This is a genomic window from Engelhardtia mirabilis, assembly GCF_007748095.1.
GTDB lineage: Bacteria > Planctomycetota > UBA1135 > UBA1135.
Genome location: NZ_CP036287.1, coordinates 5,176,392 through 5,193,422, shown reverse-complemented (window position 1 = coordinate 5,193,422; position 17,031 = coordinate 5,176,392). Strand labels below are relative to the sequence as shown.

The 17,031-nt window shown below is 65.8% G+C and carries 29 protein-coding genes; all 29 read left to right on the top strand.

Annotated elements, in window-relative coordinates:
• Window positions 1-257: 257 nt before the first annotated feature.
• The 29 genes from rpsL (at window position 258) to rpsK (ending at window position 17,013) form a co-directional block, all read left to right on the top strand.
• Window positions 258-632 (top strand): 30S ribosomal protein S12, encoded by a 375-nt coding sequence (gene rpsL, locus Pla133_RS19130; RefSeq protein WP_145068202.1) that lies wholly within the window; start codon window positions 258-260, stop codon window positions 630-632.
• Between the two features lie 38 nt (window positions 633-670).
• Window positions 671-1,147, top strand: a complete 477-nt coding sequence (rpsG, locus tag Pla133_RS19125; RefSeq protein WP_145068200.1) for a 30S ribosomal protein S7 — start codon at window positions 671-673, stop codon at window positions 1,145-1,147.
• A gap of 381 nt (window positions 1,148-1,528) precedes the next feature.
• Entirely contained in the window at window positions 1,529-1,981 is a 453-nt protein-coding gene (locus Pla133_RS19120) for a ribosome biogenesis domain-containing protein (protein ID WP_145068198.1), read from the top strand.
• A 9-nt stretch (window positions 1,982-1,990) separates the two neighbouring features.
• On the top strand, window positions 1,991-4,042 hold the full coding sequence (locus tag Pla133_RS19115; protein ID WP_145068196.1) for an elongation factor G: 2,052 nt from the start codon (window positions 1,991-1,993) through the stop codon (window positions 4,040-4,042).
• A 250-nt stretch (window positions 4,043-4,292) separates the two neighbouring features.
• Window positions 4,293-4,598 carry a 30S ribosomal protein S10 gene (rpsJ, locus tag Pla133_RS19110; RefSeq protein ID WP_145068194.1) on the top strand — a complete coding sequence of 102 codons (306 nt, stop codon included), beginning with the start codon at window positions 4,293-4,295 and terminating at the stop codon, window positions 4,596-4,598.
• Window positions 4,599-5,000: 402 nt separating this feature from the next.
• The gene (gene rplC, locus Pla133_RS19105; protein WP_145068192.1) at window positions 5,001-5,639 is read left to right on the top strand and encodes a 50S ribosomal protein L3; all 639 of its coding nucleotides are present in this window, start codon (window positions 5,001-5,003) and stop codon (window positions 5,637-5,639) included.
• On the top strand, window positions 5,639-6,295 hold the full coding sequence (rplD, locus tag Pla133_RS19100; RefSeq protein WP_145068190.1) for a 50S ribosomal protein L4: 657 nt from the start codon (window positions 5,639-5,641) through the stop codon (window positions 6,293-6,295). The genes rplC and rplD overlap by 1 nt, the downstream gene beginning before the upstream one ends.
• A complete protein-coding gene (gene rplW / locus Pla133_RS19095) occupies window positions 6,292-6,582 on the top strand; it encodes a 50S ribosomal protein L23 (RefSeq protein ID WP_145068188.1) in 291 nt (96 codons plus the stop codon). The genes rplD and rplW overlap by 4 nt, the downstream gene beginning before the upstream one ends.
• Window positions 6,583-6,603: 21 nt before the next feature.
• Window positions 6,604-7,437: a 50S ribosomal protein L2 gene (rplB, locus tag Pla133_RS19090; RefSeq protein ID WP_145068186.1), complete on the top strand. Its 834-nt coding sequence runs from the start codon at window positions 6,604-6,606 to the stop codon at window positions 7,435-7,437.
• Window positions 7,438-7,505: 68 nt separating this feature from the next.
• Window positions 7,506-7,787, top strand: coding sequence for a 30S ribosomal protein S19 (rpsS, locus tag Pla133_RS19085; protein ID WP_145068184.1), 282 nt, complete (start codon window positions 7,506-7,508; stop codon window positions 7,785-7,787).
• Window position 7,788: 1 nt separating this feature from the next.
• Window positions 7,789-8,160 (top strand): 50S ribosomal protein L22, encoded by a 372-nt coding sequence (gene rplV / locus Pla133_RS19080; RefSeq protein WP_145068182.1) that lies wholly within the window; start codon window positions 7,789-7,791, stop codon window positions 8,158-8,160.
• A gap of 24 nt (window positions 8,161-8,184) precedes the next feature.
• Window positions 8,185-8,946 (top strand): 30S ribosomal protein S3, encoded by a 762-nt coding sequence (gene rpsC / locus Pla133_RS19075; protein WP_145068180.1) that lies wholly within the window; start codon window positions 8,185-8,187, stop codon window positions 8,944-8,946.
• 9 nt (window positions 8,947-8,955) lie between these two features.
• On the top strand, window positions 8,956-9,375 hold the full coding sequence (gene rplP, locus Pla133_RS19070) for a 50S ribosomal protein L16 (protein ID WP_145068178.1): 420 nt from the start codon (window positions 8,956-8,958) through the stop codon (window positions 9,373-9,375).
• 80 nt (window positions 9,376-9,455) lie between these two features.
• Window positions 9,456-9,671 (top strand): 50S ribosomal protein L29, encoded by a 216-nt coding sequence (gene rpmC / locus Pla133_RS19065; protein ID WP_145068176.1) that lies wholly within the window; start codon window positions 9,456-9,458, stop codon window positions 9,669-9,671.
• 68 nt (window positions 9,672-9,739) lie between these two features.
• Window positions 9,740-10,084, top strand: coding sequence for a 30S ribosomal protein S17 (gene rpsQ, locus Pla133_RS19060; protein ID WP_145068174.1), 345 nt, complete (start codon window positions 9,740-9,742; stop codon window positions 10,082-10,084).
• Complete coding sequence (gene rplN / locus Pla133_RS19055; RefSeq protein ID WP_145068172.1) at window positions 10,081-10,449, top strand: 50S ribosomal protein L14; 369 nt, start codon at window positions 10,081-10,083, stop codon at window positions 10,447-10,449. The genes rpsQ and rplN overlap by 4 nt, the downstream gene beginning before the upstream one ends.
• Complete coding sequence (rplX, locus tag Pla133_RS19050) at window positions 10,449-10,715, top strand: 50S ribosomal protein L24 (RefSeq protein ID WP_145068170.1); 267 nt, start codon at window positions 10,449-10,451, stop codon at window positions 10,713-10,715. Before rplN ends, rplX begins: the two co-directional genes overlap by 1 nt.
• A 1-nt stretch (window position 10,716) precedes the next feature.
• Window positions 10,717-11,274 (top strand): 50S ribosomal protein L5, encoded by a 558-nt coding sequence (rplE, locus tag Pla133_RS19045; protein ID WP_145068168.1) that lies wholly within the window; start codon window positions 10,717-10,719, stop codon window positions 11,272-11,274.
• A 49-nt stretch (window positions 11,275-11,323) separates the two neighbouring features.
• Complete coding sequence (gene rpsH, locus Pla133_RS19040; RefSeq protein ID WP_145068166.1) at window positions 11,324-11,719, top strand: 30S ribosomal protein S8; 396 nt, start codon at window positions 11,324-11,326, stop codon at window positions 11,717-11,719.
• A 3-nt stretch (window positions 11,720-11,722) separates the two neighbouring features.
• Complete coding sequence (gene rplF / locus Pla133_RS19035; protein ID WP_145068164.1) at window positions 11,723-12,271, top strand: 50S ribosomal protein L6; 549 nt, start codon at window positions 11,723-11,725, stop codon at window positions 12,269-12,271.
• A 5-nt stretch (window positions 12,272-12,276) separates the two neighbouring features.
• Complete coding sequence (rplR, locus tag Pla133_RS19030; protein ID WP_145068162.1) at window positions 12,277-12,645, top strand: 50S ribosomal protein L18; 369 nt, start codon at window positions 12,277-12,279, stop codon at window positions 12,643-12,645.
• 84 nt (window positions 12,646-12,729) lie between these two features.
• Complete coding sequence (gene rpsE / locus Pla133_RS19025; protein ID WP_419192456.1) at window positions 12,730-13,230, top strand: 30S ribosomal protein S5; 501 nt, start codon at window positions 12,730-12,732, stop codon at window positions 13,228-13,230.
• A gap of 5 nt (window positions 13,231-13,235) precedes the next feature.
• Window positions 13,236-13,724: a 50S ribosomal protein L15 gene (gene rplO, locus Pla133_RS19020; RefSeq protein WP_145068158.1), complete on the top strand. Its 489-nt coding sequence runs from the start codon at window positions 13,236-13,238 to the stop codon at window positions 13,722-13,724.
• Between the two features lie 23 nt (window positions 13,725-13,747).
• The gene (gene secY / locus Pla133_RS19015) at window positions 13,748-15,082 is read left to right on the top strand and encodes a preprotein translocase subunit SecY (RefSeq protein ID WP_419191733.1); all 1,335 of its coding nucleotides are present in this window, start codon (window positions 13,748-13,750) and stop codon (window positions 15,080-15,082) included.
• 12 nt (window positions 15,083-15,094) lie between these two features.
• Window positions 15,095-15,751, top strand: coding sequence for an adenylate kinase (locus tag Pla133_RS19010; RefSeq protein ID WP_145068154.1), 657 nt, complete (start codon window positions 15,095-15,097; stop codon window positions 15,749-15,751).
• A gap of 40 nt (window positions 15,752-15,791) precedes the next feature.
• Window positions 15,792-16,037, top strand: coding sequence for a translation initiation factor IF-1 (gene infA, locus Pla133_RS19005; protein ID WP_145068152.1), 246 nt, complete (start codon window positions 15,792-15,794; stop codon window positions 16,035-16,037).
• Window positions 16,034-16,153: a 50S ribosomal protein L36 gene (gene rpmJ, locus Pla133_RS19000; RefSeq protein WP_145068150.1), complete on the top strand. Its 120-nt coding sequence runs from the start codon at window positions 16,034-16,036 to the stop codon at window positions 16,151-16,153. Before infA ends, rpmJ begins: the two co-directional genes overlap by 4 nt.
• Window positions 16,154-16,171: 18 nt before the next feature.
• Window positions 16,172-16,555, top strand: a complete 384-nt coding sequence (rpsM, locus tag Pla133_RS18995) for a 30S ribosomal protein S13 (protein ID WP_145068148.1) — start codon at window positions 16,172-16,174, stop codon at window positions 16,553-16,555.
• 77 nt (window positions 16,556-16,632) lie between these two features.
• Window positions 16,633-17,013: a 30S ribosomal protein S11 gene (gene rpsK / locus Pla133_RS18990; RefSeq protein WP_145068146.1), complete on the top strand. Its 381-nt coding sequence runs from the start codon at window positions 16,633-16,635 to the stop codon at window positions 17,011-17,013.
• Window positions 17,014-17,031: the final 18 nt, after the last annotated feature.

Sequence of the window (17,031 nt, the reverse complement as noted above, 5' to 3'; positions counted from 1 at the left end):
GGTCCGGCCGCCCATCGCGCGGTCGGAGCCGATGGCTCCGGGGCCGCCGGCGGACGCCGAGCTAACCCGGAGCTGGACCGAGTCCAGCGCCGTCCTTGACGGCGAATCACAGATCCCTAGAATGCTCCGCCCGTCCGTCGGCCAGAGCTGACCGACGACCACTAGACCATCCACCGGCGGCAGCCGCCGTGGGGCCCTGACCTTCCAGCGCGGAAGGCCCCCCAGGCTTCTCAGACCCGCCGATTCAAGACTCTCTGATGCCCACGATCAACCAGCTCGTCCGCAAGGGCCGCAAGCCGATCAAGAAGCGGTCGAAGTCTCCCGTGCTCGACTCGTGCCCGCACAAGCGTGGCGTGTGTCTGCAGGTGAAGACGATGACCCCGAAGAAGCCCAACTCGGCTCTTCGCAAGGTCGCCCGTGTCCGCCTCTCGAACGGCAAGGAGATCACGGCTTACATCCCCGGCGAGGGGCACAACCTGCAGGAGCACTCGATCGTGCTCGTGCGTGGTGGTCGTGTCCGCGACCTTCCCGGTGTCCGCTACCACGTACTTCGAGGCACCCTGGACACCGCCGGTGTCGATGGGCGACTCCAGAGCCGGTCCAAGTACGGCGTCAAACGTCCCAAGAAGTGACCGACGTCGGCCAACGCCGCGCGATCTGAGAATCAACGATGCCCCGTAACTTCAAATCCACCGCAGTTCTCCAAGAGCCCGATCCCAAGTTCGGATCGATGCTGGCCACTAAGGTCATCAACAAGCTCATGCAGGACGGCAAGAAGACCACCGCCCAGGCGATCTTCTACGACGCCCTCGACCTCGCGTCGAAGAAGCTCCCCGATGCCGAGGACCAGGTGGAGATCTTCACCAAGGCGATCGACAACATCCGGCCCACCGTCGAGGTGCGCTCCAAGCGCGTCGGCGGCGCCAACTACCAGGTGCCGCGCGAAGTACGTCGGAACCGGCAGCAGAGCCTTGCGATCCGCTGGTTGATCGACAACTGCCGCAAGAAGAAGGGTAAGCCGATGGCTATCCGTCTCGCGGACGAGTTGGTCGACGCCTTCCAGGGCACCGGCGCCTCGGTCTCTCAGAAGGAGACCGTTCACAAGATGGCCGAGGCCAACAAGGCCTACAGCCATTTCGCTCGCTAGTGCGAGCGAAAGTGTGGTTGGCCCAACGGCTGGTGCCGTTGGAGCGGGCTCGCTAGTGCGCGCGAAAGTGTTGTTGGCCCAACGGCTGGCGCCGTTGGAGCGGGCTCGCTAGTGCGCGCGAAAGTGTGGTTGGCCCAACGGCTGGCGCCGTTGGAGCGGGCTCGCTAGCGCGCGCGAAAGTGTGGTCGGCCGAACGGCTGGCGCCGTTGGAGCGGGCTCGCTAGTGCGCGCGAAAGTGTGGTTGGCCCAATGGCTGGCGCCGTTGGGGCGAGCAGGCCGGTGGAGCTGAGACCAAGGTCAGGGCCGCGATCCTCCAGAGGGCGCGGCCCTGGCTCGTTCGGGGGCAGCCGGCGTGAAAGAGGGGAGGATGGGAGGTGACCGATGCAGCGCGACATCTTGATTCTGCGCGACCCGAAGGAGTCGTGGAAGCGGTGCTCTCTCGCGCCCTTGCGTGCCTTGGAGGGGGTTCGCTTCGTGAGCTACCGGCCCGACCTACGGTTGGACGTCGGGGACCGAGTGCTGCTGGATCCGGCGGCACCCGAGCTGGGGGAGTCGGATCGGGGTCGAAGGCTGTTCCTGATCGACTCCAGCTGGCGCCGACTGGCCGCCCTGCGCTCGACCGTGGTGGGGCACCCCGTAGCGAGGTCCCTGCCGCCGATGCGCACCGCCTACCCTCGCCGTAGTCGGACTTTTGACGATCCGGAGGCGGGCCTTGCGTCGATCGAGGCCCTCTTCGCGGCCTGCCACTTCCTGGGTCATGCGGACCCGCAGCTACTCGAGGGCTACCACTTCGCGCGGGAGTTCCTCGACCTGAATCCAGAGTTGGCGGGCTAATCTCCGGCGGTGGTCGAGCTCAGCGCGCTTCGCAACATCGGTATCGTCGCGCACATCGATGCGGGCAAGACCACGGTGTCCGAGCGCCTGCTCTACTTCTCAGGCGTTGAGGCGCGATTCGGGGAGGTTCACGAAGGGTCCACCGTGCTCGACTGGATGCCGGAGGAGCGCCGGCGCGGGATCACGATCACGGCTGCGGCGACCTGCCTGCCCTGGCGCGATCACCTGCTCAATCTGATCGACACCCCCGGGCACGTGGACTTCACGGTCGAGGTCGAGCGCTGCCTGCGCGTCCTGGACGGTGCGGTGTTGGTGCTCAGTGCGATCGGCGGGGTGCAGGCGCAGTCCGAAGCCGTATGGCGTCAGGCCCGGCGTTTCGGCGTGCCCACCATCACCCTGGTCAACCAGTGCGACCGTCCGGGAGCCGACTACTTGGTGGCGGTGGCCGACCTGGAGGCGCGGCTAGAGGTCGAGGCCTTGCCGGTGCACTACCCCCTGGGCGAAGGGCCGGACCTGCGCGGGGTGGTGGACCTGCTGGACCTGACCGCGTGGGTCTACGACGCCCAGGGTCGTGAGTCCCGCATCGAGCTTCCCCCGGAGGTTGCCGACGAGGCCGGTGTCCTGCATGCCGAGCTTGTCGAGCGACTGGCGGAGATGGACGAGGCGGTTCTCGACGACCTGGCTGCAGACCGTCGTCCCGATCGGGCCACCCTGGTCGCCGCCGTTCGCCGAGCCACCCTTGCCGGCGAGCTTCAGCCGGTGCTGTGCGGGGCTGCGTTGCGGAACATCGGGATGCAGCGCCTGCTTGACGCGGTGGTGGAGTTTCTGCCCGGACCCGACGACCGCGAGCCCCCTCGGGCGGAGTTCCTCTCCGATGGTTCTCCACATCTGGTCCCGCCCGATCCGCTCGCCGACGTCTGCGCCCTCGTCTTCAAGGTGCAGTCCCTGGATGGTGGTCCGCCGCTGCTCTTCGTGCGCGTCTATGCGGGGATCATCGAGCGCGGGGCCCGTCTGTGGATTCCTCGGCTCGCCACTCACCTGCCGGTCGAGGCGCTCTACCGCCTGCACGCCGACAGCACCCACGAGGTCTACGCGGCCGGCCCGGGCGAGATCGTGGCTCTGCCGGACACCGTCGGTGCGACCACGGGCGACACTCTTTGCGGTACGGCGCCGGGCTTGGTGCTCGAGTCCCAGACTTTCTCCGAGCCGGTGCTCACGGCAATCGTCGAGCCCGAGCGCGAGATCGACCGGGCCGTCTTGGCGGACTCTCTGGCCCGCCTCGGGCGCGAAGACCCGACCCTGCGGGTCCTCGTGGACGCCGAGACCGGGCAGTACCAGGTCTCGGGCATGGGGGAGCTGCATCTGGAGGTGGTCGAGAACCGCCTGCGGGAGCAATTCGGGATCAAGGCCCGCTTCGGAGTCCCCAGCGTGGCCTACCGGGAGGCGGTCCTGACCAGTGCTCGAGGGCGGGCCGAAGTCGAGCGCGAGGCGGGGGCCCGGCGTCTGAAGGGCCTGCTCGAGATCGAGCTCGCCCCCGACCCGACCTCCGGACGCTTGACCATCGACTGGGCCCCGGGGGTCGAGCTGGCGGCCCACCTGCGAGAGTCCGTCGAGGCCAACCTGCGACGCCTGGCTCAGGTGGGCCCGCGCTTCGGATTCCCGTTGATCGACTCCAGGATGAGAATCCTGGTGGCTAGGGCGGAGCTCGCCGATGGGGCCGAGCACGCACTCGGTCAATGCGCCTCGATCGCCGCCCGGGAAGCCATGCAGGGGGTATCGGTCGAGTTGCTCGAGCCGATGGTCGACCTCGAGGTGCGGACGCCTGCCAACTACGCCGGATCGGCGCTCGCGCTCATGAAGAGCCAGCGCGCAAGCATCGGCGAATCCGTGGGGGAGGGCACCTGGCAGGTGATCAGTGGTCGCGCCCGGCTCGCAGCGATGTCCGGCTTCTCCACCGAGCTGCGCTCCCTGTCCCAGGGGCGAGCCCAGTTCAGCCTCAAGCCGGCCGGTTTCAGGCCCGTGCCGGCCTCTGAGCTCGAGGCCTTGGGCCTGTCGTGGTGAGCGTCCGTCGGGGCTGGCCTCCAGAACGGTCGGGGGAGTGCTCCCGCAACTCCTCGGACCCTTCCGGGCACTCCCCGACAAAAAGGCCCGGCAGCCACGTTGACCGCCCTGGGGGTCGCTGCTACCATCTCCGCCCGTTTCGCCCGGAGGGCGCCCTGCAGCGAGTCTGTGGGTCGCCCCGGACTTCTGTCTGTACCCAGCTAGACCCCCGACGATCGGACCGAGTTCCTCGGTCCCGCCCCCCCCGCCGATGAGCGACCGCATTCAAATCCGCATGGAGGCCTACGACCACGAGGCGCTCGACACGTCGGCCGCCGACATCGTGGAGACGGCCAAGCGGACCGGCGCTCTCGTCAACGGGCCGATCCCGCTGCCGACGCGGATCGAGCGCTACACCGTTCTGCGCTCGCCCTTCATCGACAAGAAGTCGCGGGAGCAGTTCGAGATCCGGACCCACAAACGACTGATCTACATCTCGGAGCCCACCAGTCAAACGGTCGACGCTCTGAGTAGCCTCAACATGCCCGCCGGCGTCGACATCCGCATCAAGGCCTGACCGCCTCGAGCGCTGCAAGCGCCCCTTCGAGGGGTGAGTCGCAGCGTTGGATTCGCCTCACCTGAGCGCCGCACAGCGACGCGAGGGTTCGGCCGCCGAGACCCGCGCGACCTCCTCGAGCGAGGGGGTCAATGGTCCCCTTCGGGGGGCCGCTCCTCGCGGGGAGCAAGTCGCCCCAGGAGCACCGCTCCGAAGGGCGACGACAACCAGACCCCCCCGATTGACTCGATCCGCCCTGCGCGATCGTCGACCAGTCGGCCTCACCCCCCACGTTCAACGCCGCGTGGCCAGGCGTCTCGGTCCGATCCTCGGACCACCTGGTCGAACCGGCACAGACGATCAACCCGTCGACCGACCGCTCTCCGCTGAGCGCTCGCCCGACACCACCCCGTTCGCAGGACAATGACGCTGCTCCTAGGACGCAAACGCGGCATGACGCAGGTCTTCGAGGACGACGGAACCGTCGTGCCCGTGACCGTCGTCGAGGCTGGTCCGTGCGTGGTATGCCAGGTTCGGACAGAGGAGTCCGACGGCTACAACGCCGTCCAGCTGGGCTTCGAGGACGTGCCCGACTCCCGGGCCTCCAAGCCCCGTCGTGGCCATTTCGCCAAGGCCAACGTGACCCCGAAGCGCTTCCTCCGCGAGGAGCGCCTGACGGCTTCGCCCGAGCTCTCGGTGGGGGACGTGATCGCCGCCGACGTCTTCACCCGCGGCGACGTGGTCGACGTCACCGGCACCAGCAAGGGGCGCGGGTTCGCCGGCACGATCAAGCGCCATGGCTTCCAGCGCGGTAACAAGACGCACGGCTGCATGAACTACCGCGAGCCCGGCTCGATCGGTGCATCGGCCTACCCCGGCCGCGTCTTCAAGGGCAAGCGCATGGCCGGCCACTACGGCGCCTCGCGCAAGACCACCAAGAACCTGCCCATCGTGCGGGTCGACCTCGAGCGCAACCTGCTCTTCGTCAAGGGCTCGATCCCCGGTCCCACCGGCGGCCTGGTCCAGGTCCGCACGGCCCGCACCGGCGGGAGGAAGAACTGATGCAGCTCAAGAGCTACAAGGCCGGCGCCGTCGGTCAGGTGGAGTTCGACGAGGCGCCCTTCGGCGGCTCCGTGCTCTACCGCACCCTGAAGGACGCCGTGGTCATGTACCAGGCGAACCAGCGTCAGGGCAACGCGAGCACCCGTGGCCGCTCCGAGGTCAAAGGCAGCAACGCGAAGCCCTGGAAGCAGAAGCACACCGGTCGGGCTCGCGCCGGTGACCGCAAGTCGCCCATCTGGCGTGGTGGTGGGACGGTCTTCGGGCCCAAACCCCGCGACTTCAGCTACCACATGCCCGTGAAGGCTCGCCGGGTTGCCCTGCGATCCGCCATCGCCGGCAAGTTGCGCGACGAAGAGGTCGTGATCGCTGACCTCGGTCAGTTCTCGAGCCCCTCGTCCAAGGTGGCCCGCAAGATCCTGACTGACCTCGGCAACCCCCGCCGCGCGGTGGTGGTGCTCGGTGAAGCCGACCAGAACGTGTGGAAGTCCTTCCGGAACTTCGCCGGGGTTCGGGTCTCCACGGCCCAAGACCTGTGCGCCCACGACGTCGTCGCCGGCGGCCTGATCATCGCCGAAGCGTCGGCCATGGATGCCTTGATCGCCCGCGTTGGCAAGCCCGAAGCCGCAAGCTCGAGCACTGACGGAGGTGCCGCGTGACTGCTCTCGACCGCCACTACCGAGTCCTCCGCAAGCCTGTCGTGACCGAGAAGTCCTCGGGCGACATGGCGGAGCGCAACGCCTATCACTTCCGAGTCCCGGTCGACGCCAACAAGGTCGAGATCCGGCAGGCAGTCGAGGCCCTCTTCGAGGTCAAGGTCGAGAGCGTCAACACGCTCCATGTGCGGGGCAAGACCCGCCGCCGCGGCTATGTTGCCGGCAAGAAGCCTGACTGGAAAAAGGCCATGGTCAAGCTCGCCGACGGTCAGTCCATCGACGTCATCTGAGGTAGGAACAGAGTTCTTCTAATGGGTATCAAGAGCTACAAGCCGACCTCGCCGGGGCGTCGCCACGGCAACGTCCTCGACTTCGAGGAGTTGACGTCTTCCAAGCCGGAGAAGAGTCTTCTCCGGCCGCTTAAGAAGACCGGCGGTCGCAACAACCATGGCCGCATCACCTCCCGCCGCCGCGGTGGGGGGCACAAGCGCCGCTACCGCCTGATCGACTGGAAGCGCAACAAGGACGGCGTGCCGGCCAAGGTCGCGACCATCGAGTACGACCCCAACCGCACGGCCAACATCGCGCTGCTGCACTACGCGGACGGCGAGAAGCGCTACATCATCGCGCCCCTGGGCCTCAAGGCCGGCCAGACCATCGTGTCGGGCGCAGGGTCCGACCCCAACCCGGGCGTGGCGATGAAGCTGGCGGACATCCCGATCGGCCTCACGATCCACAACATCGAGCTCAAGATCGGCCGCGGCGCCCAGGTCTGCCGCAGCGCCGGAAGCTCCGCGCAGCTGACCGCCCGCGATGGAGACTACGCGATCGTTTCGCTGCCCTCAGGCGAGCTGCGCAGAGTCCACATCCAGTGCCGAGCGACCATCGGTCGGGTCGGTAACACGGACCACCAGAACGTCAAGCTCGGCAAGGCCGGACGCAAGCGTCACAAGGGCCGCCGCCCCGAAGTTCGTGGTACTGCCATGAACCCGGTCGACCACCCCATGGGTGGTGGTGAAGGGCGTACCGCTGGTGGTCGTCACCCCTGTGGACCGACCGCGGTCCTGTCCAAGGGTGGTCGTACCCGTCGCAAGAACAACCCGACGGACAAGTTCATCCTCCGTCGCCGCAAGTCGGGTCGCTGAGCCTAGGGCTGAGCAGCTCCAGGTAGACGCCGAAGACCCGCAACGCACCGAGACACAACGAGGATCCATTGGGACGCAGCATCCGCAAGGGCCCCTACATCGACCCGAAGCTGGCGATCAAGGTCGCCAAGGCGAACGATTCCGGTTCGCGCCAACCCATCAAGACATGGGCGCGCGCGAGCATGATCTCGCCCGACTTCATCGGCCACACCTTCATGGTCCACAACGGGCGACACCACCTGAAGGTGCAGGTCACCGAGGACATGGTCGGTCACAAGCTGGGGGAGTTCTCTCCGACCCGCCAGTTCCGCGGCCACACCAACAAGAAGGAAAGCAAGAAGGGACGCTGACATGGCAACCACAACCGCAGCCAAGCCCGAGTTTCGGGCCCTTCATCGCTACGCGCGTATGACGGCCCGCAAGGGCCGACTCGTCGCTGACGCGATCCGCGGCAAGGACGTCAACACGGCCCTTCAGTTCCTCGAGTTCGCCCCGCAGCGCGCGGCCGCCTACTACTTGAAGGTGCTCAAGTCCGCCGTTGCAAACGCGTCTCAGGACCCCAACGTCAACGTCAACCGGCTGGTGATCTGCGATTGCCGCGCCGACGACGGGCCCCTGCTCAACAACCGTATGCGCTGGCGTCCCGGCCCCCAGGGCCGAGCCATGCCGTTCCGCAAGCGCACCAGTCATCTGACCGTCGTCGTCCGCGAAGCCGACGCCTGACTCCCGAAGCTAGAGAACTAACGAATGGGACAAAAGGTTCACCCCACCGGCTATCGCATCGCGGTCATCGAACCGTGGCGATCGCGCTGGTACGCCAACAAGAAGGACTACCCCCGCCTTCTGGCGGAGGATCAGAAGATCCGTCGCTACATCCGCAAGGAGTTCAAGGCGGCCGGTATTCCGCGTATCGAGATCGAACGCACGAGTGAGGCGGTCAACGTGATCGTGCACACCGCGCGACCCGGCGTCCTCGTCGGTCGCAAGGGGGTGCGCGTGGATGCCCTCAAGAAGGAGCTCCAGCGCATCACTCAGATGACCTGCCACCTGACAGTGCGGGAGATCAAGCGCCCCGAGCTCGAGGCGACCCTGGTCGCCGAGATGATCGCCGAGGCTCTCGAGAAGCGCATGGCCTTCCGTCGCGCGATGAAGAAGGCCATTCAGACCACGGTTCAGGCCGGTGCCAAGGGCATCAAGGTCGAGATGAACGGTCGCCTTGGTGGCGCTGAGATGGCTCGGACCGCGAAGGAGCGAGAGGGGCGTGTGCCGCTCTCGACCCTGCGAAGCTACGTCGACTACGGAACCGCGCTGGCCAAGACCACCTACGGCGTCATCGGCGTCAAGGTCTGGATCTACAAGGGCGACGTAGACGTCGGCAAGAAACTGGACTACCGCTTCCCCCTCGGCGGCGTCGCGCGCGATGAGCGCAACGACGGACTCGTCGGAACGGGTGGTGGCGATCGCCGTGGACGTGGAGGCGACCGCTCGCGCGGCGCCAAGCGAGAGTAGGAGAGCGCCATGGCCCTCATGCCCAAGCGGTCGAAGTACCGCAAATCATTCCGAGGCCGCGTGAAGGGCTTCGCCACCCGCGGCAACCGCGTCTCTTTCGGTGAGTTCGGCCTCCAGGCGCTCGATGCCGCCTGGATCACCGGGCGGCAGATCGAGGCTGGACGTGTCGCGGCCAACCGCGCTACCGGCGGCGCCGCGAAGATCTGGATCCGCGTCTTCCCCCACAAGCCGATCTCGGCGAAGCCGGCCGAGACCCGAATGGGTAAGGGCAAGGGCGACGTCGACTTCTGGGCCGCCGTCGTGAAGCCCGGGACGATTCTCTACGAACTGGGTGGCGTCCCCGAAGAGAAGGCCAAGCTGGCCTTCAAGCGGGTCGCGCACAAGATGCCGATCAAGGTCCGCATGGTTCGGCGCCTCCCGACCCACTGATCGACACCGACCGCAATCAACGCAGCCGCATTCCCCGCAGCCGCAATACACGCAGCAGTACAAAGCGCTGGATTAGTTCGATGAACGCCGAAGAGGTGCGCAGCAAGACGGACGCCGAGCTGAAGTTCGACAAGGGCAACCTGCAGAAGGAGCTCTTCGAACTGCGGTTCCGCTCGTCCACCGAGGCCAACGCGACTCCGTCGCGGGTACGGGCCGTCCGTCGGGCTATCGCCCGCATCAACACCGTCCTCCACGAGCGCACGAGCGGCGTTCGCGGTCAAGAACCCCGCAACTGACCGCAGCGGAGCGCGAGCGACCCGCGGCTCCGACCAGTCGGCGCCCCAGAGAACACAGGAAACGGCCCATGTCCGATACCCAAACACAGACCCGGAACCGCCGCCGGTTGCTTCAGGGAGTGGTGACGAGCGACAAGATGGACAAGTCCATCACCGTCCTCGTCGAACGCCGCTTCGCGCACCCGAAGTACGGCAAGTTCGTCCGGAGCCACAAGAAGTACCACGCCCACGATGAGCTCAACGAAGCGCACGTGGGGGACACCGTCGAAGTGGCCGCGACCCGGCCGCTCTCGAAGACCAAGCGCTGGCGGTTGGTTCGCATCCTCGAGTCGCCCGCACTGCGTACCGACCCGACTGCGGCCGAGACGGGTGCCGAGTCCATGACTTCCGAGGTCGAAGGGGGTGACGCGTGATTCAGATGCAGACCATCCTCGACGTCGCCGACAACACCGGCGCCAAGCGGGCGATGTGTATCAAGGTGCTCGGCGGAACTCACCGTCGTTACGCCGGCCTGGGTGATGTCGTCGTGTGTTCGATTCGCCGCGCCATCCCCGGTTCGGAGCTCAAGCCCGGGACAGTGGTGCGCGGGGTGATCGTCCGAGTTCGCAAGAACACGCGCCGTAGTGACGGCTCCTACGTCAAGTTCGACCGGAACGCGCTCGTCATCATCGATGCCGAGGGGAACCCGCGTGGAACTCGCATCTTCGGAGCGGTCGCTCGTGAGCTCCGGGAGCGGAACTACATGAAGATCGTCTCCTTGGCCCAGGAGGTCGTCTGATGAAGTTCAAGAGAGGTGACAAGGTTGTCGTCATCGCCGGCAACAACAAGGGCGCGAACGGCGAGATCCTGCTCGTCGATCGGGAGAACGGGCGTGTGATCGTCGATGGCGTGAACCTGCGCTGGAAGCATCGCAAGTCCACCGATCCGCAGAACCCCAAGGGTGAGCGGGTCCAGGAGGCCTGCTCCGTCCACGCAAGTAACGTGATGCTGCTCGATCCGAGCACCGGCAAGGGCACCCGCAAGCGGCCCAGCAGTGAGGGCTGAAATGCAACCCCGGCTCAAGAAACAGTACGACGACGAGATCCGCGCGAAGCTGATGGCCGACTACGGCATCAACAACGTCATGGCAGCTCCGAAGTTGCTGAAGATCGTCGTCAACATGGGCGTCAAGGGCGCTGTCGAGAACAAGGCGCTGGTCGAGATGGCCGCCAAGGACCTCGGGCTGATCACCGGCCAGCGGCCGACGATCCGGCTTGCTCGTCGTTCTATCGCCGGCTTCAAGCTGCGCCAGGGCATGCCCATCGGTTGTGCGGTGACCCTGCGTGGCAACCACATGTGGGAGTTCGCGGACCGACTGATCAGCTTGGTCCTGCCCCGCATCCGCGACTTCCGCGGTGTCGGAACCAACCTCGACGGGCGCGGCAACTACACCCTCGGCCTCAGCGACCAGACCGTCTTCCCCGAGATCGAGTTGGACAAGGTCCAGCACCATCAGGGCATGGACATCACCTTCGTGACCAACGCCGCCAACGACGAGCAGGCAACTGCGCTGTTGACCGAGTTCGGTATGCCCTTCCGCCGTCCCGAGGCCATCTCCGCCTGAGCGGGTCGTCCTGCCACTCCTCGACCAAGACCGACCGGAGACACGCACCATGATGACCGACCCGATCGCGGACATGCTGACTCGGATTCGCAACGCGAATTCGAACCGTGCCGCACAGACCAAGATGCCCGCCTCTCGAATGAAGGTGGGGATCGCCGAAGCGCTCAAAGCTGAGGGCTTCATCGACGGATACGAGGTTCAGCCTGCGACGCCCTCCAGCACGCTGGTGATCAATCTCAAATACGGCCCCGACGGTGAGCGCGTGATTCGCGCCATCGACCGGGTCAGCAAGCCTGGCTGCCGGAAGTACCGCGGCGCGAGGGACATCCCGCGCGTCGTGCGAGGCCTCGGCATCTACGTCCTCTCGACTCCCAAGGGCATCGTTTCGGATCGGACCGCTCGACGTGAGAACGTCGGCGGCGAGGTCCTCTGCAAGGTCTACTGAGCCATGTCCCGAATCGGCAAAGCACCGGTCCCGATCCCCTCGGGTGTCACGGTCGAGTTCCCGGATCCGCGCCAGGTGCGCGTGAAGGGACCCAAGGGGACCCTGGAAATTCAGGTTCGGCCCGAAATCGACGTGGCCCTCGAGGACAACAACGTCCAGGTCTCCACGAATGGCAGCGGTCCCGACCGCGAGTCGGGGGCCTATCACGGTCTGACCCGTGCCCTCATCAACAACATGGTGGTGGGCGTGTCGACCGGCTTCGAGAAGGGTCTCGAGATCGTGGGCGTCGGTTGGAACGCGCAGGCCCAGGGACGCAAGGTGGTCCTCAATATCGGCTTCTGCCACCAGGTGGAGATCGCGCTCCCCGATGGGATCGACGCCGAGACGCCCGTCCCGACGCAGATCGTCCTGCGGGGCGTCGACAAGCAGGCGGTCGGCCAGGTCGCCGCTCGCATCCGCGCAGTCCGTCCCCCCGAACCCTACAAGGGCAAGGGCATCCGCTACGTGGGCGAGCATGTTCGCCGCAAGTCCGGCAAGAGCTTCGGCAGCTGATCGTCATGAAAGAAGCACTCCAGAAGCAGGCTCGCAAGAGTCGCCGCAAGATGTCGGTGCGCGCCAAGCTGCGTCGCACGGCGTCGAAGCCCCGCTTGAGCGTGTTCCGCTCATCGAAACACATCTACGCCCAGATCATCGACGACGCAGCCGGCCGCACGGTCGCCTCCGTCTCGAGCAGCTCGAAGGCGTTCGCCGCGGAGAACCCCGGCAAGACCAAGACCGAGCGAGCTGCGCTGATCGGGGCGGAGATCGCGAAGCGCTCGCTGGACGCCGGTGTCGAAGCCGTCGTGCTCGATCGCGGCGCAGCCCGCTACCACGGCCGCGTCAAGGCGCTGGCCGACGCCGCCCGGGAGGCCGGGCTCAAGTTCTGATCTCCACAGAGCCTTGAGTCCCATGCTCCTCCGAGAGACCCCCCTCCCGCACGACGAACGACGGAACGACTGATGAACGACGGAATCGCCTACCTGGACACGGCCGAAGCAGCCGAGATCCAGAATCTGACCGAGGTGCTGGTCAAGATCAACCGCTCTGCAGCGGTGGTCAAAGGCGGGCGCCGCTTCTCCTTCTCGGCCCTCACCATCGCTGGTGATCGAGCGGGCATCGTGGGCCATGGCTACGGCAAGGCTCGCCAGGTCCCGGCTGCGATCGAGAAGGGCAACAAGGACGCACGCAAGCATCTCATGCGCGTGCCGCTCAACCAGCACGGGACCATCCCCCACGAGGTGACCGGACGCTACTGCGGCGCGATGGTCCGGCTGTTGCCCGCGTCAGAGGGCACCGGAATCATCGCCGGAGCCGCCGCCCGGAACGTGTGCGAGATGGCCGGCATCCGCAACGTGTTGACCAAGGCCTACGGGTCGACCAATCCGATCAACCTGATCAAGGCAACCTTCGCTGCATTCTCGCAGCTGCGGACGCCTGAAGAAGTTGCCGCGCTGCGCGGCGTGGAGCTCTGAGCACTATGGATCTTCGAGAGGTCTGCCAGAAGGGCACCAAGTACAAGACCCGCAACCGTGTCGGACGCGGCGTCGGCAGCGGCAACGGCAAGACGTCTGGTCGAGGCCACAAGGGACTGGGTCAGCGCTCGGGATCGAGTCGCCGTCCCGGCTACGAAGGCGGTCAGATGCCGATCTACCGTCGCGTGCCCAAGCGTGGCTTCAAGAACGCTCGTTTCCGCACGGACTACACGACCATCAACGTTGGTGCCCTCGATGTCTTCGAGGACGGCGCGGTCGTGACGATGAAGGCCGTGCTCGAGCGTGGTCTGGTCAGCATCAACACGCCGCTCTTCAAGTTGCTGGGGAACGGCGAGCTGACGCGCAAGCTGACCGTGCAAGCGCAGAAGTTCAGCAAGACCGCGGTCGCCAAGATCGAAGGCGCGGGGGGCACCTGCGTCGTGATCGACGCTCGGGGCAACGAAGTGACTGACGGATCCGAAGCGCAGGCCTGAGGCCACCCCAGAGGCAAGCACCAGTGGATCACCCCATCTTCCATCTCTTCAAGAACGAGGAGACCCGTAGTCGGATCACTGCGACTCTCGGGCTTCTGTTCGCATTCCGGATCGGCTTCAAGATTCCGCTGCCTGGCGTGAACCTGGATGCCCTTGCGGAGCAAGTGAGCGGTGGTGGGAACTGGCTCGGCATGATGAGCGCCTTCTCCGGGGGCGCCTGGAGCCAGGCCGCTGTTTTCTCACTGGGGATCATGCCGTACATCTCGGCATCGATCATTTTCTCGATCCTGACCAAGGTGTCGCCGCGCCTGGAGGCCATCCAGAAGGAAGGCGCATCGGGTCAGAAGAAGATCAGCCAGTGGACGCGCCTGATCACCGTGCCCTTGGCGGTGATCCAGGCCCTGTTGATTTGGGTGGCGGTGCTGACACCGAACCCCGATGTCCTCGGTGCGGGTGGTGCGACTCTGGGAACCGCGCTGGTGATCATCGTCGGTCTGACGGCCGGTGCCATTGCCGTGATGTGGATCGGCGAGCTGATCACCGAGCATGGCATCGGCAACGGCGCATCGCTGCTGATCATGGCCAACATCGTCGCCACCATGCCGGAGAGCTTGGGTCAGGTCTTCCAGACCAGCACCAACTCGGGGGACGCCTACAACACCGTCCTGACGCTGGTGGGCATCTGGATCGGGATCGTGATGACGATCGTTTTCATCCAGAAGGGCGAGCGCCGGATTCCGATCCAATACGCTCGACTGACACGAGGTCGTCGCGTCTACGGCGGCCAGAAGCACTACCTTCCGCTGAAGGTCAACATGGCCGGCGTCATGCCGATCATCTTCGCTTCTGCGCTCTTCATGCTGCCTTCGCTGGTCTTCAGCGCCATGGACTGGCAGATCCTGCAGTCGCTGTTCAGCGACACGGACGGGTTCGTCTATGTCTCGCTGTACATGGTCCTGGTGTTCTTCTTCTGCTTCTTCTGGAACAACCTCATGTTCCAGCCGGATGACATCGCGAACAACCTGAGAGAGCACGGCTCCTTCATCCCGGGGATTCGACCCGGCGTGCGGACCGCTGAACACATCAAGCGCGTGCTCAGCCGGATCACCCTGGCTGGTGCGCTCTTCCTTGCTCTGATCGCGGTAGTCCCGAACTTCATCACCGGTCGGATCCCCGGGCTGAGTGGCAGCTTGGCCTACTTCCTCGGCGGCACTTCCGTCCTGATCGTGGTTGGCGTCGCCCTGGACATGGTCGACCGCCTGAACGCGCAGCTCGTAATGCGCAACTACGAGGGATTCATGAAGGGTGGTCCTGGTGGCAGCGGCACCGGATCTGCGACCGGCTGGGGCAAGAAGTGAGGCCCTGATCTGATGTCGAAGACCGTCGTCATCCTCCTCGGCGCTCCCGGAGCGGGCAAGGGCACCCAGGCTCGGCGTTTGGCCGAGGCCGAGGGCCTCCCGCACGTGGCTACCGGGGACCTCTTTCGCGCCAACCTTTCCCGGGGCACGGCCCTGGGGGATCGTGCGAAGAAGTTCATGGATGCCGGCGAGCTCGTGCCGGACGACCTGGTGATCGAGATGCTCTTCGATCGGGTCTCTCAGGACGACTGCCGAGACGGCTACCTGCTCGACGGCTTCCCGCGCACCCTGCCCCAGGCAGAAGCACTCTCGAAGGCGCTCGGCGAGACCCAGGTGCGAGCCCTCGAGCTCGCGGTTCCGGACTCATCGATCGTCGAGCGCGCGGCGGGGCGCCTTCTCTGCCGGAACTGCACCAACATTCACCACCGCGCCTTCGCGCCCCCGGCCGTAGCCGGCAAGTGCGACGCCTGTGGGGGAGAGCTCTACCAGCGCGATGACGATCAGCCGGACGTCGTGCGAGAGCGACTCAACGTCTATCACCGTGAGACCGAGCCGGTCTCGCGCTTCTATGGGGAGCGCGGGGTTCTGACTACGGTCGACGGCAGTCTCACCCCGGACGAGGTCTTCGCCTCGCTCCGTTCGGCCCTCCGAGGGGAAGCTCGGAGCTGAACGGCGCATGCCGCTCAGCACCAACAGAGGAACACCCCAGATGGCCAAGGAAGAACCGATCACCGTTGAAGCGGTCGTAACGGAGTCACTCCCGAACGCTCGCTTCCGCGCCAAACTCGAGTCAGGGCACGAGATCCTGGCTCACGTCAGCGGAAAGATGCGGATGCGATACATCCGGATCCTCCCCGGCGACACCATCACCGTTGAGATGTCCCCGTACGACCTCACGAAGGGCCGCATTGTGTGGCGTGGGGACCGTCGCAGAAGGGATACCCGCTCCCGATGAAAGTTCGATCAAGCGTCCGTCGTATCTGCCTCCACTGCAAAGTCGTCAAGCGGCGGGGCGTTGTCCGGGTCATCTGCAAGGCAGAGCCCACCCATAAGCAGCGCCAAGGCCGCTGACCTCAGGAGACCATCAAGATGCCCCGCGTACTCGGCGTCGACATTCCGCCCAACAAGCGGTTGGAGATCTCGTTGACCTACATCTACGGTGTGGGTCGCACTACAGCGGATCAGATCTGCACGCACCTCAAGCTCGAACCGGGCATGAAGGCGCGCGATTTGACCGACGAGCAGATCACCCAACTGGCTGCCCACCTTCAAGACGACTTGATCGTCGAGGGTTCCCTGCGTCGTCAGATCGCCTCCGCGATCGGGCGCCTGAGGGACATCGGCTGCTACCGTGGCCTGCGCCATCGGCGCGGCCTGCCGGTTCGTGGCCAGCGCACCCGGACGAACGCTCGCACCCGCAAGGGGCCGCGTAAGACGGTCGCCGGCAAGAAGTCCGTGAAGGGGATGAAGTAGTCCACCGTGGCGCAGACTCGGCTCGGGCCGCCTGATGGCGGTCGGGTCGCGAAGCGCCGCGCTGAAAGTTCAGCACTATGGCCAAGGCACCCAAGCGCAAAACGCGCAAGAACGTCGTACGTGGCATCGCCTACGTGAAGGCGACGTTCAACAACACCCACGTCACGATCACCGACCCTTCAGGAGCAACCATCTCCTGGGGCACCGCTGGCGCAGTCGGCTTCAAGGGCACGCGGAAGAGCACTCCGTACGCTGCCCAGCGGGCCGGCGACCGCGCGGCGACTGCCGCGATTCGCAACGGGATGAAGGAGATCGAGGTTCGCGTCAAGGGCGTCGGCTCCGGTCGCGAGTCGGCCGTCCGGGCCATGTCCAACGCGGGCCTCAAGATCACCCTGATCGAAGACGTCACGCCGCTTCCGCACAACGGGTGTCGCGCTAGGAAGCGCCGCCGCGTCTGAGAAACAAGAGAACTGATC